General features: G+C 65.9%; 16 protein-coding genes. 9 read left to right on the top strand and 7 right to left on the bottom strand.

From position 1 onward, the window contains the following. Window positions 1–25 precede the first annotated feature (25 nt). From hisC to VRZ08_RS21475, 4 genes are all read left to right on the top strand, one after another. Entirely contained in the window at window positions 26–1123 is a 1098-nt protein-coding gene (gene hisC / locus VRZ08_RS21460) for a histidinol-phosphate transaminase (protein WP_107357621.1), read from the top strand. Beyond that, entirely contained in the window at window positions 1120–2061 is a 942-nt protein-coding gene (locus tag VRZ08_RS21465; RefSeq protein WP_107356958.1) for a prephenate/arogenate dehydrogenase family protein, read from the top strand. The genes hisC and VRZ08_RS21465 overlap by 4 nt, the downstream gene beginning before the upstream one ends. 585 nt (window positions 2062–2646) lie before the next feature. Continuing rightward, complete coding sequence (locus VRZ08_RS21470) at window positions 2647–2925, top strand: BrnT family toxin (protein ID WP_414533836.1); 279 nt, start codon at window positions 2647–2649, stop codon at window positions 2923–2925. Next, window positions 2912–3190 (top strand): BrnA antitoxin family protein, encoded by a 279-nt coding sequence (locus tag VRZ08_RS21475; protein ID WP_414533837.1) that lies wholly within the window; start codon window positions 2912–2914, stop codon window positions 3188–3190. Before VRZ08_RS21470 ends, VRZ08_RS21475 begins: the two co-directional genes overlap by 14 nt. Window positions 3191–3270: 80 nt before the next feature. Here VRZ08_RS21475 and VRZ08_RS21480 read toward each other — a convergent pair whose 3' ends face one another. Next, entirely contained in the window at window positions 3271–4251 is a 981-nt protein-coding gene (locus VRZ08_RS21480; protein ID WP_107346012.1) for a magnesium transporter CorA family protein, read from the bottom strand. A gap of 345 nt (window positions 4252–4596) precedes the next feature. On the opposite strand from VRZ08_RS21480, the gene VRZ08_RS21485 reads away from it, so the two are divergent. Then, window positions 4597–5280: a L,D-transpeptidase gene (locus VRZ08_RS21485; protein ID WP_107346013.1), complete on the top strand. Its 684-nt coding sequence runs from the start codon at window positions 4597–4599 to the stop codon at window positions 5278–5280. 290 nt (window positions 5281–5570) lie between these two features. On the opposite strand, the gene VRZ08_RS21490 is transcribed toward VRZ08_RS21485, so the two are convergent. Then, a complete protein-coding gene (locus tag VRZ08_RS21490) occupies window positions 5571–6650 on the bottom strand; it encodes an extensin family protein (protein WP_414533838.1) in 1080 nt (359 codons plus the stop codon). Between the two features lie 120 nt (window positions 6651–6770). Here VRZ08_RS21490 and VRZ08_RS21495 point away from each other — a divergent pair, with 120 nt between their 5' ends. From VRZ08_RS21495 to VRZ08_RS21505, 3 genes are all read left to right on the top strand, one after another. Then, window positions 6771–8399 carry a fatty-acid--CoA ligase gene (locus VRZ08_RS21495; protein WP_414533839.1) on the top strand — a complete coding sequence of 543 codons (1629 nt, stop codon included), beginning with the start codon at window positions 6771–6773 and terminating at the stop codon, window positions 8397–8399. Between the two features lie 207 nt (window positions 8400–8606). Further along, window positions 8607–8975 (top strand): endonuclease domain-containing protein, encoded by a 369-nt coding sequence (locus VRZ08_RS21500; RefSeq protein ID WP_408018776.1) that lies wholly within the window; start codon window positions 8607–8609, stop codon window positions 8973–8975. Window positions 8976–9268: 293 nt separating this feature from the next. After that, window positions 9269–10114 (top strand): DUF1499 domain-containing protein, encoded by an 846-nt coding sequence (locus tag VRZ08_RS21505; protein ID WP_107346016.1) that lies wholly within the window; start codon window positions 9269–9271, stop codon window positions 10112–10114. A gap of 71 nt (window positions 10115–10185) precedes the next feature. On the opposite strand, the gene VRZ08_RS21510 is transcribed toward VRZ08_RS21505, so the two are convergent. From VRZ08_RS21510 to VRZ08_RS21530, 5 genes are all read right to left on the bottom strand, one after another. Then, window positions 10186–10473, bottom strand: coding sequence for a cysteine rich repeat-containing protein (locus VRZ08_RS21510; RefSeq protein WP_414533840.1), 288 nt, complete (start codon window positions 10471–10473; stop codon window positions 10186–10188). Between the two features lie 96 nt (window positions 10474–10569). Beyond that, a complete protein-coding gene (locus VRZ08_RS21515) occupies window positions 10570–11013 on the bottom strand; it encodes a periplasmic heavy metal sensor (protein WP_107346018.1) in 444 nt (147 codons plus the stop codon). Then, complete coding sequence (locus tag VRZ08_RS21520; protein ID WP_414533841.1) at window positions 11010–11429, bottom strand: hypothetical protein; 420 nt, start codon at window positions 11427–11429, stop codon at window positions 11010–11012. Before VRZ08_RS21520 ends, VRZ08_RS21515 begins: the two co-directional genes overlap by 4 nt. Beyond that, window positions 11426–12052: an RNA polymerase sigma factor gene (locus VRZ08_RS21525; RefSeq protein ID WP_414533842.1), complete on the bottom strand. Its 627-nt coding sequence runs from the start codon at window positions 12050–12052 to the stop codon at window positions 11426–11428. The genes VRZ08_RS21520 and VRZ08_RS21525 overlap by 4 nt, the downstream gene beginning before the upstream one ends. Before the next feature lie 4 nt (window positions 12053–12056). Continuing rightward, a complete protein-coding gene (locus VRZ08_RS21530; protein WP_414533843.1) occupies window positions 12057–12407 on the bottom strand; it encodes a hypothetical protein in 351 nt (116 codons plus the stop codon). A gap of 535 nt (window positions 12408–12942) precedes the next feature. On the opposite strand from VRZ08_RS21530, the gene VRZ08_RS21535 reads away from it, so the two are divergent. Continuing rightward, on the top strand, window positions 12943–14634 hold the full coding sequence (locus tag VRZ08_RS21535) for a methyl-accepting chemotaxis protein (RefSeq protein WP_414533844.1): 1692 nt from the start codon (window positions 12943–12945) through the stop codon (window positions 14632–14634). Window positions 14635–14655: the final 21 nt, after the last annotated feature.

Below are 14655 nucleotides of genomic sequence, written 5' to 3' on the forward strand. Positions count from 1 at the left end.
CCCGACGATTTTTCCGGAGTTGACGATGTCACGTCCCGTGCCGAATCCCGGCATCCTCGATATTGCGCCCTACACCCCTGGCAAGAGCCCGGTGGCCGAACCCGGCCGCAAGGTGTTCAAGCTCTCGGCCAACGAGACCCCGTTCGGCCCGTCGCCGCACGCGATCGCGGCCTATAAGAGCGCGGCGGATCATCTCGAGGACTATCCGGAAGGCACCTCGCGGATTCTACGCGAAGCGATCGGCAAGGCCTACGGCCTCGATCCCGACCGCATCGTCTGCGGCGCCGGCTCGGACGAAATCCTCAATTTGCTGGCGCACACCTATCTGGCGCCCGGTGACGAGGCGATCTCCAGCCAGCACGGCTTCCTGGTGTATCCGATCGCCACGCTGGCGAACGGCGCCAAGAACGTGGTCGCGCCCGAGAAGAACCTGACCACCGACGTCGACGCGATCCTGGCGGCGGTGACGCCGAACACCAAGCTGGTGTGGCTCGCCAACCCGAACAATCCGACCGGCACCTACATCCCGTTCGACGAGGTCAAGCGGCTGCGCGCCGGCCTGCCCAGCCATGTGGTGCTGGTGCTCGACGCCGCCTATGCCGACTACGTGATGAAGAATGACTACGAGCTCGGCATCGAACTGGTATCGACCACCGAGAACACCGTGCTGACCCACACCTTCTCCAAGGTGCACGGCCTCGCCGCGCTGCGCGTCGGCTGGATGTTCGGTCCGGCCAACATCGTCGATGCGGTCAACCGCATCCGCGGGCCGTTCAATGTCTCGGTGCCGGCGCAGCTCGCTGCGGTCGCGGCGATCCAGGACACCGGCCATGTCGAGCGCTCGCGCGCCCACACCGACAAGTGGCGCAACACCCTGGCCGAAGAGCTGCCGAAGCTCGGGCTGACGGTGACGCCGAGCGTGTGCAACTTCGTGCTGATCCACTTCCCGACCACAAAGGGCAAGACCGCGGCGGAAGCCGACGCGTTCCTGACCAAGCGTGGCCTGGTACTGCGCGCGCTCAACAATTACGGCCTGCCGCATGCGCTGCGCATGACCATCGGCACCGACGAAGCCAACGCGCTGGTGCTCGAGAACTTGCGCGAGTTCATGGGCCAGCCATGAACTCTGCGCCGATGTTTCGCAAAGTTGCGCTGATCGGCTTCGGCCTGATCGGCGGTTCGATCGCGCGTGGAGCGAAGTCGCTCGGCCTCGCCGGCGAAATCGTCACCACCGCGCGTTCGGCAGAGACCCGGGCGCGGGTGCGCGAACTCGGCATCGTCGACCGCGTGGTCGAGAGCAACGCCGAAGCCGCCGAGGGTGCCGATCTCGTCATTCTGTGCATCCCGGTCGGCGCCTGCGGCGATGTCGCCAAGGAGATCGCGCCGCATCTGAAGCACGGCGCGATCGTCTCCGACGTCGGCTCGGTCAAGGCCGCGGTCGTCAAGGCGATGGCGCCGTTCCTGCCGGAGGACGTTCACTTCGTGCCGGCGCATCCGGTCGCCGGAACCGAGAACTCCGGCCCGGATTCCGGCTTCGCCGAGCTGTTCATCAACCGCTGGTGCATTCTCACCCCGCCCGAAGGCACCAACGCCGAAGCGACCGAAAAGCTCGCCGCGTTCTGGCGCGCGCTCGGCGCCAATGTCGAGATCATGACGCCCGAGCACCACGATCTGGTGCTCGCGGTGACCAGCCATCTGCCGCATCTGATCGCCTATACGATCGTGTCGACCGCCGAAGAACTCGAAGGCGTGACGCAATCGGAAGTGCTGAAGTTCTCGGCCGGCGGTTTTCGCGATTTCACCCGCATCGCCGCGTCCGACCCGACGATGTGGCGCGACGTGTTCCTGACCAACAAGGACGCGGTGCTGGAGATGCTCGGCGAATTCCAGGAAGACCTGTCGAAGCTGACCCGCGCCATCCGCCGCGGCGACGGCGACGCACTGTTCGACCACTTCACCCGCACCCGCGCCATCCGCCGCGGCATCGTCCAGATCGGCCAGGACGAAGCCGCCCCGGACTTCGGGCGGCGGCACAAGCAGCTCGGCCAAGGGGCGGAGTAAGCGGGCAATCTTCCGCCGCTCTTACCTCGCCTCTCCGCCGTCTCACGTCGTCCCTCCACCTCTCACGTCGTCCCCCGCGCAGGCGGGGGACCCAGTATCGCAGAGCATTCGTAGTCAGCATCGAGCGCTCCCAGCGAGCGCTCTGGAATACTGGGTCGCCCGGACAAGCCGGGCGAGGACGGTGGAGATTGGAGCGCGCGCTCTGCGCCGTATCGTCTCTCTATTCAGATATCAAACAGCCACACCCATCCGTTCTCGCGGCTCCGCTGAGCCCTAGCTATGCGCCCGTCGTCATCACGACGAGGGGCGGGGGCGCGCCGCTTGGCGCAGGTTGGTGGATGGATCGCGATGGCTTGCGAACCATCGCGCAGGCGCCGCGGACTATAGTCCTTGCAGGAATGTCAAGACCACCTTTGCACGCCCTCGCGTCGTCCCCGGGCTTGACCCGGCGACCCATCGCTCTGACGATGGCAACGATTGGACACACCGAACAAATTGCACCCGCCGCCCAGCCTTTAAAGCCTCGCGTCAAATGACTTGAAAACCCCTTTTTTGTATCTACAATAATTAGCAGAAGAGACTGCCTTGAGGATCACGTTCGATCCTGCCAAACGCCAAGCGACGCTGCAGGAACGTCAGCTCGACTTTATCGATGCCGCGGAGGTCTTCGCCGGGAAATGCATCTACATCCCGGACGACCGGCGCGACTACGGCGAGGAGCGGATCATCACAATCGGAAAACTGCTTGGCCGGATGGTGATCGTGGTGTGGACACCCCGCGGTGAAGCGCGGCATGTGATCTCGATGAGGAAAGCCAATGACAGGGAAAAAGCGCGCTTTGGGCAGCGACTTGAAGAAGGTTGATGCCCACATCATCGCGCCGGAAGAGTACGACGAGATTCCGGAACTAACGGACGAAGACTTCGCGCGCGGCGATCTCTATCACGGCGACAAGCTGATCAGCCGCGGTCGGCCTAAATCCGACGATCCCAAGCAACTGGTTTCGCTGCGCCTCGACGCGGAGGTGCTGCGCTGGTTCAAGTCGACCGGTCCCGGCTATCAGGCGCGGATGGGCGAGGTGTTAAAGTCGCACATGACTCGGAAGAAGGCGACGGAGAATGAAGCGTAGCGTGGGTTGAGCGCAGCAAAACCCACGGACGAGGTGCAATGGGTTTCGCCTTCGTCTCACCCCATCCGACGACAACTTCATCACAACCACTTTTTCCACTTGAAGAACATGTACGGCAGCACTGCTGCCAGCAGCATCATGCCGAGTGCCATGGTGTACCCGTGCTGCCATTCGAGTTCGGGCATGATCTTGAAGTTCATGCCGTAGATCGAGGCGATCAGGGTCGGCGGCATCAGCACGACGGCCATCACCGAGAACAACTTGATGATGTTGTTCTGCTCGAGATTGACGACGCCGAGCATCGCATCGAGCGTGAAGGTGATCTTGTTCGACAGGTAGCTGGCGTGGTCGGTCAGCGACAGCACGTCGCGCTGCATGGTCTTGAGCTGGGTGCGCAGTTCCTTGGTGCGCTTGACGCCGTCGCCCTCGACCGAAAGGAACGCCACCACCCGGCCGATCGAGACCAGGCTTTCGCGGACCTTCGACACCAAGTCGCCCTTGCGGCCGATTGCGATCAGGATGTCGGAATAGCGCTTGGGGTGGCCGGTGCGGGCGGCCCCCTCCGGCTCGAAAATCTGGCGGCTGACGTCGTCGACGTCGGCACCGGCGCGCTCCAGGATGTCGGCGCAGCGGTCGATCACCGCGTCGAGCAGTTCGAACAGCACGCTTTCGCCGCTGCTGCCCGAGCCGGGCGCCCGTGCCAGCCGGCTTTCGACCACCGCGAACGGGCGCGGCTCGTCATAGCGCACCGTCACCAGCCGGCGGCCGGCCAGAATGAAAGTCACCGGCGAAAGCCGCGGCGAGGTGGTGTCGGCGCCGCACATCAAGCTGGCGGTCATGTAGCGGGCACCGTTCTCGATATAGAGACGGCTGGAGATCTCGATCTCCTGCATGTCTTCGCGGGTCGGAACCTCGATCCGTGCCAGCCGCTCCACCGCCTTGTCCTCGTCGGCCGTCGGCCGATCGAGGTCCACCCACACCGTGTCCTCAGGCAGCGCCGCGAGATCCTCCGCAGTGGCGCGCTTCAGGGTGGCTTCGGCGGGGGCGAAGAAAGCAAGCATGGCAACTCCAGGCTGGGACAGGATTGGTCAGAGGGGGCGCGGCCGGGGACCGCGGCCGCCGGCGGCAAGTGTGACACAGCGCGGCGGGACAGCCGACGCATTTTGTGGCCAGGGCGTGGCAGCGGCATGACAATGCACCGCCGAACACCGCACCCGTTGCTCGAAAATTAATCGGCGGCCGGATTCTATGCGGCAGAAATGCAACAACGCTGCGGCCACGTTACGAACGGCTCGCCGAAATGCTGGCAAACCAGCGTGTTTGCGAGATACTAACAAGAAGAATCGTGGAGTTTCGCGGTGTCTCCCGGCGTGCGGTGGCGCGCCTGATCGTGATTGGAATTGATAATGGCCTTGAACGGAACGAAGCTGGGACTGCTGGCGCTTGCCGGCTTGCTGCTGTCGGGTTGCATGCAGACGACCTATCAGGCCGCCCCGGAAGCCAACCTGAAACCCAATGACAAGGCCCAGCTCGCCAAGGCGCGCTATGCCAAGGTGTCGGTGCCGGAACCGTTCCGTCGCGCGATCGTCGATTATCATCGCAAGGAAGCCCCCGGTACCATCGTTGTCGATTCGGACAACCACTTTCTGTATTACGTGCTCGATAACGGCAAGGCGCTCCGCTACGGCGTGACCGTGGGCGAAGAGGCGCTGGCGTTCTCCGGCATCGCCCGGGTCGGCAACATGGCCGAATGGCCGAAGTGGACCCCGACCGCCGACATCCACAAGCGGATCGAAGGCCTGCCGGCTTCGGTGCCCGGCGGCATCGACAACCCGCTCGGCGCCCGCGCGCTGTATCTTTACCAGGGCAACAAGGACACCCTGTTCCGGATCCACGGCACCAACCAGCCGGAATATATCGGCGCCTCGATCTCGTCGGGCTGCATCCGCATGACCAACGAGGACGTGATCGACCTGTACAACCGGGTGAAGATGGGCACGATCGTCGTTGTGCTCGACCCGAAGCAGGGCGACTCGCCGATGAACTCGAAGATGGCCCTGCAGGGCGGCAGCGGCACCGCGACCCAGTAATCGCGCCGCGGCCTTCCCGCCAGAGTTTGAAAAAGCGCCGGGTTGCCGGCGCTTTTTTTATTGGCGGTGAGGTGATGGTGGGGCTCGGCCCAGCGGTGGGCCGCATGTTATCCGCGGTGGCTGCGCAGTCGCTGAGCGCTCCCTCGCCCGCTCTTCGCGGGGAGAGGGGCGGACGCAAGCACTGAGTCTCGGCTGGCGGAAACGCCCCCTCAGCCGACCGGCTTCGCTTCGCTCACCCCGTCGACCTCTCCCCGCGAGCGGGGAGAGGTCAGCCTCGCCGCGGGGAAAGATCAGGCCGGTGGGCGTGCCGGCGCGGGCTTGCTGCGCGCCGCCGGCTTTGCGGGCGGCGCCGCTTGTGGCTTGAGATCGATCGGCTTGCTCGCGGCCGGCTTCGCGGCGGCAGCTTTGGCCTTGGCGCGCTTGGTCGGCTTCGGCGGCGGAGGCGGCGGGGCCTCGGCCTGCTCGCGTTCGGCCTCTTCGCCCGGGACCTGCTCGGCAGCCTCGGGCTGTGACGGAGCAGCTTGCTGCGGCGCGCGCTCCTCGTCGGCGGCGACTTCGCGCGGCGGCGCTTCGGCCGGCCGCGGCAGCGGCATCACCGGGGCAATATTCGGCAGCCCCTCGTACAGGGCCCATTGGCACATCCGGTAACCGCCGCGACGCTCGGCGAGATCGAGGTGGATGTGGTCCTCGTGATAGCCGTCCGAGCCCGGGCCGAGCACGGTGGTGAAACGCGCGCACACCGACTGCATCACCGCTTCGCGGGGGGCGCGCGGGGCGTCGCGGTCGGTCAGCGAAATCATCCGCCCGTCGGCCAGCTTGATGCCGCGGACGTCGAGCGCGTTGGCGCGGCCATGCTCGCTGAGCTTGGCACCGCGCACCCGGTTGCGACCGCGGCACTCATAAGAATCGAAATTGTCGAGATCGGCGACGCGGCTGCCGAGCGAGGCGCCCAGCGGCGCGATGTCGGCGCGCACCCAATCGGCGATCGCCCGCGCCATCCCGCAGCGCAGGGTCGCAGCCGGCGACACCGACACGCGGCGGCCGTCCGACAGCACCACCGCTTCGAGCCGCACCAGATCCGGCCCGCCGCAGGCGCCCGGCCCGGTGATATCCGGAATGCTCGGCGCGATCGCGATCTGCTCGGTCAGCGCCAGCCGGCATTCGGACGGCGGCTTGGCAGCCGGCGCCGCGTCGGCTCTGGCGGCGGGCGCGCTGTCCGGCGCAGCGGCTTCGGCGGGCGCTGGCTCGTCCTCGCCGGGCTCGGCCTCGCGTGCATTGATCTGCGGCGCTTCGGCCGGACGCGACTTCGGCAGCGGCACGTGTTCTCGCGCGCCGGCGGCCGAGGTGCCGCCTGCAACCAGCGCGATCATCAGCCCCCAGAATGGCGCTTTGCCGCGGAGCGCCTGAAAACAAGACCGTTTTCCGCAAAGCGGGTAAGCGCTAAAGTCAGCACCAATCCCAAGGGGATAACGAACAGGAGGAAAATTCGGATGCTTGGACTGATGCAAGACTGGCCTTTGCTGTGTCATCGGATCATCGAGCACGCGGCCCGGATCCACGGCAACCAGGAGGTGGTCACCCGCTCGGTCGAGGGTCCGATCGTCCGCACCACCTATGCGCAGATCCATCAGCGGGCACTGAAAGTCAGCCAGATGCTGGATCGCGCCGGCATCAAGCTCGGCGACCGCGTCGCGACGATCGCCTGGAACACCGCCCGGCATTTGGAATGCTGGTACGGCATTATGGGAATCGGCGCGATTTGCCATACGGTCAATCCGCGGCTTTTTCCGGACCAGATCGCGTGGATCGTGAACCACGCCCAGGACCGGGTGATGATCACCGATCTCACCTTCGTGCCGGTGCTGGAGAAGATCGCCGACCAGATTCCGAGCGTGGAGCGCTTCGTGGTGCTCACCGACGCCGAGCACATGCCGCAGACCACGCTGAAGAACGCGGTCGCGTATGAAGAGTGGCTGAAGGAAGCCGACGGCGACTTCGAATGGAAGACCTTCGACGAGAACACCGCGGCGGCGATGTGCTACACCTCGGGCACCACCGGCGATCCGAAGGGCGTGCTGTATTCGCACCGTTCCAACGTGCTGCACGCGCTGATGGCCAACAACCCGGACGCGCTCGGCACCCGCGCCGCCGACACCATGCTGCCGGTGGTTCCGCTGTTCCACGCCAATAGCTGGGGCATCGCGTTCTCGGCTCCGTCGATGGGCACCAAGCTGGTGATGCCCGGCGCCAAGCTCGACGGCGCGTCGGTTTATGAGCTGCTGTCGACCGAGAAGGTCACCCACACCGCCGGCGTGCCGACCGTGTGGCTGATGCTGCTGCAATATATGCAGAAGGAAAAGCTGACGCTGCCGCATCTGAAGATGGTGGTGTGCGGCGGCTCGGCGATGCCGCGCTCGATGATCAAGGCGTTCGTCGACATGGGCGCCGAGGCGCGCCACGCCTGGGGCATGACCGAGATGAGCCCGCTCGGCACGCTCGCCACGCTGAAGCCGCCGTTCGACCAGACCACCGGCGACGCCCGGCTCGACGTGCTGGCGACCCAGGGCTACCCGCCGTTCGGCGTGCAGATGAAGATCACCGACGACGCCGGCAAGGATCAGCCGTGGGACGGCAAGACCTTCGGCCGGCTGAAAGTCTCGGGCCCGGCGATCGCCAAGGCGTATTACCGCGTCGACAAGGAGATCCTCGACGACGCCGGCTTCTTCGACACCGGCGACGTCGCGACCATCGACAAGGACGGCTATATGCGGATCACCGACCGCTCCAAGGACGTGATCAAGTCCGGCGGCGAGTGGATCTCCTCGATCGACCTCGAAAACCTCGCGGTCGGCCATCCCAAGGTGGCGGAAGCGGCGGTGATCGGCGTGTATCACCCGAAATGGGACGAACGCCCGCTGCTGATCTGCCAGCTCAAGCCAGACGTCACCTGCACCCGCGACGAGATCCTGCAGTACATGGACGGCAAGATCGCCAAATGGTGGATGCCCGACGACATCGTCTTCGTCGACGCCATCCCGCATACGGCGACCGGCAAGATCCTGAAAACCGCGCTGCGCGATCAGTTCAAGACCTACACGCTGCCTGGGGCAGCAGCGTAGGCACTCGGTCAGGGCGCAGGCTCACTGCCCGGGTCGCCCTCACCCCAACCCTCTCCCGCAAGCGGGAGAGGGTTGGGGTCGGAGCAATTACTTACCTTCCCCACTAACAGAGTGACTACTCGTCCGCCGCGCCCTAACCTCTCCCCGCTCTTGGCGGGGAGAGGTCGGATCGCATCGTGAGATGCGATCCGGGTGAGGGGCATGGCAATGCGTGGGCCCAGCCGAAAGACCATCGGATTTGCACGGCGGCTGCGCGGCAATCAGACCGACGCTGAGAGCGCGTTGTGGCATCGCTTGCGCAATCGCCAGATCGACGGACGCAAATTCGTCCGGCAGATGCCGATCGGCTGCTACATCTGCGACTTTGTCTGCCGCGAGCGGATGCTGATCGTCGAGGTCGATGGTGGCCAGCATGCGGGCTCATCCCGCGACGCCGTTCGCGACCGATTCCTCCGCGAAAAGGGCTACCGCGTGCTGCGGTTCTGGAACAACGAAGTGCTTGGCAATGCTGAGGGCGTGCTGGACGTGATCGCGGGCGCGCTCCGGGATCACGGCCAGCAGGACGAAGCTGGCTGAGCGCGCCAGCGTCTTTGAGGCCGTGCCCAGCCCCTCACCCCACCCCTCTCCCCGCCAAGAGCGGGGAGAGGGAGCGCGCTGCGTTCGCGACAACTACTTACCTTCACGGCGGACGAGGCGATTCTCGTCCTTGGGTCCCGATCGCCCTCTAACTCTCCTACAGAACGGCCGCCCTGCGCGCCCGTCAGACAAGCGGTTCCCTCTCCGGCCTTGAATTCGGCTGCCGCCCGTGGTCTCAACGGAGGCTCCTGCGGCGCGATGTCTGCCGCGATCAACCCGGCAGTCCTCACGCGATGGCGCGCAGATTTTCCGCTCCGTATCTGAAGGAGCCTGTCTCCGGACTCGCCACCTGGGCGCGCAATCTCGCGGTGTTCTCCGCGGTGGCGACGCTGGTGTCGATCGGTGTGGTGCGATTCGGCTTTCTCGAAATGCGCCCGGCGATGGCGACCTGGTTCGGCGCGCTAGCGCTCGCCGGGGTGTCGATCCTGCTGGCGCTCGCCGGCTTCGCGGCGATCTGGCAGAACGGCTCGCGCGGCATCCCGCGGATTCTGCTGGCGCTGCTGCTCGACGCGCTGATCCTCGCCTACCCGGCCTATCTCGGCTGGCAGTACCGCAGCCTTCCGGCGATCCACGACATCACCACCGATTCGATCGATCCGCCGCAGTTCGAGACCCTGGCGCGGCTGCGCGTCGGCGACGACGTCAACACCGCGGTCTATGCCGGCCTGTACTCCGCCGAGCGGCAGCGCGCCGCCTATCCGAACATCGAGACGCTTCAGGTCGAGATGCCGGTGCAGCGCGCCTATGACATCGTGCTGCAGCTGGTGAATCGGCGGAAATGGCGGGTGGTCGACGAGCGCCCGCCGCAGCTGCCGAAGCGTGAAGGCCATATCGAGGCGGTGGCCCGCACCACCATCCTGAGCCTGCCCGAAGACGTGGTGATCCGGCTGCGGCCGGACGGCGAGGACACCCGGATCGATATCCGGTCGTCGTCGCGCTATTTCGAAAGCGACCTCGGCAGTAACGCGGCGCGGATCGCCAAGCTCACCGAGGACATCAACACCGCGGTCGAGAACGCGCCGACCCCGAAGGCCGAGCCGGCCGCCAAGCAGCCTGCCAAGGCGAAAGCCAAGAAATAATCAGGCGCCGGCGCAATCCGCACCGACGCCCGCAATGGACTGAATTCAGCAGAGGCCGAGACCCGCGCCGCTTACTTGTCGGCGCCGCCGAGCGCCTGCTTGCACGGATCGGACAGCGCGCTGAAATTGTCGTTCAGGCACTTCTTGATGCGGCCGCCGCCGGGCGACACCCCGTTGCAGAGCTTCTGATAGTCCGCCTTGCAGGCTTCGCGCGCCGCACCGCGATCTTGCGCGCTCGCCATCTGCAGGGTCAGCATCAGGCCCGCAACCACGCAGGCCGCGGCGAGCGTCGCGCGCACCAGCACGTCGGGCGCACGAAACAGCGGCGCGGGACGATCGGACCGATTCGAAGTGTTCATTCGTTGCACAATGGCGAATCCTTGGGTTCGAAGTGGACGCCGTCGAGGCGGATGTAATTGATACCTTCGAGCCCGTCCGATCCTTCGCGCGCCAGTTCAGCGAAACAGCCGGCCGGCGAGTTGCCGGCGTCCTTCCGGAGAAATCTGCTCCAGCGTCTCGACGAAGGTGTCGATCATCGCGTCGCCGACCTTGCTGCGCTTGTCGCGCGCGTTCTCGACCGCAGCGCGGAGCGCCGGCTTGTCGAGCTCGGGCTGCGCGGCGAGATTCAAGGTGGTGCGCAGCGCCGCCACATAGTCGCGCTGCAGCGGCTGCAGCGTCACTTGCTTGGCGTTGAAGTTGCGCCACAGGATGTCGGCATCAGCCGGCGGCAGGCGCGAGGCGACGCGCTCGATCAGCCGCATCGGCATGCCGGCATGCGGGGGCGTCCATTGCGGCCGCAGCCACTGGGCGCCGATATAGGCGCCGAGCGCGACGTTGATACACAGCGAGGCCAGCAGCAGCCAGCGCTCCGGGGTGAAGCGACCGAGCGAGATCGTCATTGTGGACTCCACAGCGTCACGGCGGAGGAATCGAACACCGCATCCATCGCCGCGATCGCCTCCTGCGAATGGTGATAGGGCAGCGTGCCGGCGAGCCACAGGCCGACCAGCGCCGAGCAGGCAAGGCTGCCGGCCGGCAGCAGCGAGGTGGGCTGCAGCAGCCGGCGATACCAAGGCTCGCGCGCTTCGCCGGCGCCGATCCGTTGCAGCACCCCCAGCGCGACCCGCCCTGCCCGAGCCGGCATCACCTCCGGCGGCATCGCCAGCAGCGCGTCGAACGCGCTCGCTTCGCGCAACACCGCCGCGCCCGGTTCGGTGGCCGCGACCACCCGCGCGGCGCTCCGCGCCTCCGCCGGCCAGCGTTCGATGTCGCCGCCCCAGGTGTCGGCCAACTGCCTGAATTGATCGAGCGTCATGCCCGCCTCCTGTCGTCCTGTCGTTTCTCGACTGCTTTCTTGAGTGTCAGCCGCGCCCGTCCGAGCAGCGACTCGAACGCCTTCGCGCTGAGATTCATCGCGCGGGCGGCCTCTTCGCCGGACAGCCCTTCCATGTGAAACAGCGCGATCGCGCCGCGCTGCCGCTCCGGCAGATCGGCCAGCGCCGCCTCCAACAGCCGCTGCTGCTGCGCGGCGATAAGCGTTTCGACCGGCGCCGGGTCGGCCGACGCCACCTCGGCGGCGTCCTCGATCGGCGCATGCCGCGGCTTGCGGGTGCGATCGAAGCTGAGGTTCAGCACGATCCGGTACAGCCAGGTCGAGAACCGCGCGATCTTCGGATCGAACGACGACGCCTTATTCCAGACCCGCAGAAACGCCTCCTGGCCGATATCGTCGGCTTCGGCGGGATCGCGGACGATGCGCTGCGCGAGCCGGATGGCGCGGGGCATGTGCCGCGCCATCAGCACGCGAAAGGCCTGCTGTCGGCGCTCTGCAACCGCCAGCATCAGCACCTCGTCGCTATCGTGTTCGATGCTCAACGGTCGCAGCCCGCCGGCCTGAACCGGCGCCGCGCGGTCGAGCTTGATGATGACAGCCGACACGCGGTCAGCACGGCCGCCAGGCGCCGGCGATCCAGCATTGCCGCGGCACCGGCACCACGGGCGCGCCCGCGACCACCACCGGCGCGCCGTAAACCGGCGCCACTGCATACGGCCGCACCACATAATAAGGTGCGGGCCGGTAGTACGGCCGGCGATAATAGCCGCAGCCGGGGTACACCCCGACGCCGCGCCAGCCGCCCCGGACGCAGGCCACGGTTTCGATCGGCAGCGCGGTTGCGGCGGCAACCGCCGCCGAGGGGCTCACGGGCGCCAGCGGCGCCGCGATCGCGGCCGAGCCGGCGAAGGCCAGTGTTGCAGAGACGGCGAGCGCCGCAGTCCTGATCGGTTTGCGCATCACGACATCCTTCCCTGGTTGGAGCCAGACCCGGCGAGCCGGGCCGATGTCGGGAATACGGGACCAAGGCGGATTTCCTTCGCGAGGGCGGCGACGAGTCTGCGACTAAAGGTATCACTTCGTAGAATACCGGAGTACGGAATGCTCAATCACGGTATCCATGTGTAGAATTCCGAACCATTCTCAAGCTGAAGTTGAGTAGCACTCTTATTAGTTGAGACCCGTCTTTACTAAAACGATAATGTTTGGATCGCATGGTTTGTGGAAATACTGGCCCTGCTACCTATTCGTCGCAACGGCCAGACCTGCTGATACCCTTGGGTGACACAGGAGGTCTCCTCATCCGCATCCGCTGGGCGTTGCGTGCGCGCGCCCGACGAGTCCGGACCGATCAGCATCGCGATGTCGATGCGATCCCGAGTGAGACGCGAGGCAAGACACAGGGCGCGAGCCGGCCTGTGAGCACCCATCGGAAATTATGCTGCGCACGGACCAGCTGCGAGGCCGGCCGCATTGTTATTTTGGAGCACGATTAATGCTGTCTCGACTGCACTTGACGATCGGCCGACGCATCTACTTGCTGATCGGTCTCGGTTTTATCGGCCTTCTCGGCCTCACCTTGCTGGACTCGCGCGAATTAGCGACCAGCCTGCAGCAGCAGAAACAGATCGAGCTCAAACACCTCGCCGAGCTGGCGATCAGCTTCGTCAAGGACGAATACGACGCCGCACAGCGCGGTGAAATCAGCACCGACGAGGCGCAGAAGCGCGCCCAGGCGCGGATCGCCAAGCTGCGCTACGGCGGCAACGAGTACTTCTTCATCACCGACATGCAGAGCAAAATGCTCATGCACCCGATCGCCAAGCAGTTGATCGGGCAGGATCAATCCAATGCCAAGGACCCGAACGGCAAGATGCTGTTCGCCGAGATGGTCAACACGGTTCGCCGCAGCGGCAGCGGCTTTGTCGACTACGTCTGGCCCAAGCCCGGTTCGGATAAGCCGCAGCCCAAATTGACCTTTGTGGCCGGCTTCGAGCCGTGGGCCTGGGTGATCGGCACCGGCGTCTATATCGACGACCTCGACGCCCAGACCTGGAGCGCGATGCAGCGCTCGCTGATCGCGGCGATCTTGGTGCTGCTGATCACCATTGCGGTGTCGGTGTTCATCGCGCGGCGGATCACCAAGCCGATCCTGGCGATGACGGGCGCGATGAAGGATCTGGCCGGCGGCCGCATCGACATCGAGGTGCCGGGCATCGGCCGCCACGACGAAATCGGCGAGATGGCGGAAGCCGTCGAGGTGTTCAAGGTCAACGCGCAGGAACGCCGACGTCTTGAAGGCGAGCGGCAGGAGATGGAAGCGCGCGCCGAGGCTGAACGCCGGGCCCACGCCAATCAGGTCGCCGAAGCGTTCGAGCGCGCCATCGGCGAGATCGTCGAGACCGTCTCGGCGGCCTCGGACGAACTCGAAGCCTCGGCCACCACGCTGACCCGCACCGCCGAACAATCGCAGGAACTCGCGACCGCCGTGGCCGCGGCCTCCGAAGAAGCCTCGACCAACGTGCAGTCGGTGGCGTCGGCGACCGAAGAGATGTCGTCCTCGGTCAACGAGATCAGCCGCCAGGTCCAGGAATCCGCCCGGATCGCCCACGAGGCGGTCGACCAGGCGCGCCAGACCAACGGCCGGGTCGAAGAGCTCGCCAAGGCGGCGTCCCGGATCGGCGACGTGGTCGAACTGATCAGCACCATTGCGGGTCAGACCAACCTGTTGGCGCTGAACGCCACGATCGAGGCGGCGCGCGCCGGTGAAGCCGGCCGCGGCTTCGCGGTGGTTGCCAGCGAGGTCAAGGCGCTGGCCGAGCAGACCGCCAAGGCCACCGGCGAGATCACGCTGCAGATCAACGGCATCCAGGCGGCGACCGACCAGTCGGTGGCGGCCATCAAGGAGATCGGCGAGACCATCGCCAAGATGTCGGAGATCTCGTCGACGATCGCCGCTGCGGTCGAGGAGCAAGGCGCGGCGACCCAGGAGATCTCCCGCAACGTTCAGCAGGCTTCGCTCGGCACCCAGCAGGTGTCGTCGAACATCGCCGATGTGCAGCGCGGCGCCACCGAGACCGGCGCGGCCTCGTCCCAGGTGCTTGCGGCGGCGAAGTCGCTGTCCGGCGACTCCACGCGGCTCAAGGTCGAAGTCTCGAACTTCCTGGACTCGGTCCGCGCGGCCTGACCGTCTCCGATCCCATTACTG

It is taken from the genome of Rhodopseudomonas sp. G2_2311 (assembly GCF_047501505.1).
GTDB lineage: Bacteria > Pseudomonadota > Alphaproteobacteria > Rhizobiales > Xanthobacteraceae > Rhodopseudomonas > Rhodopseudomonas palustris_H.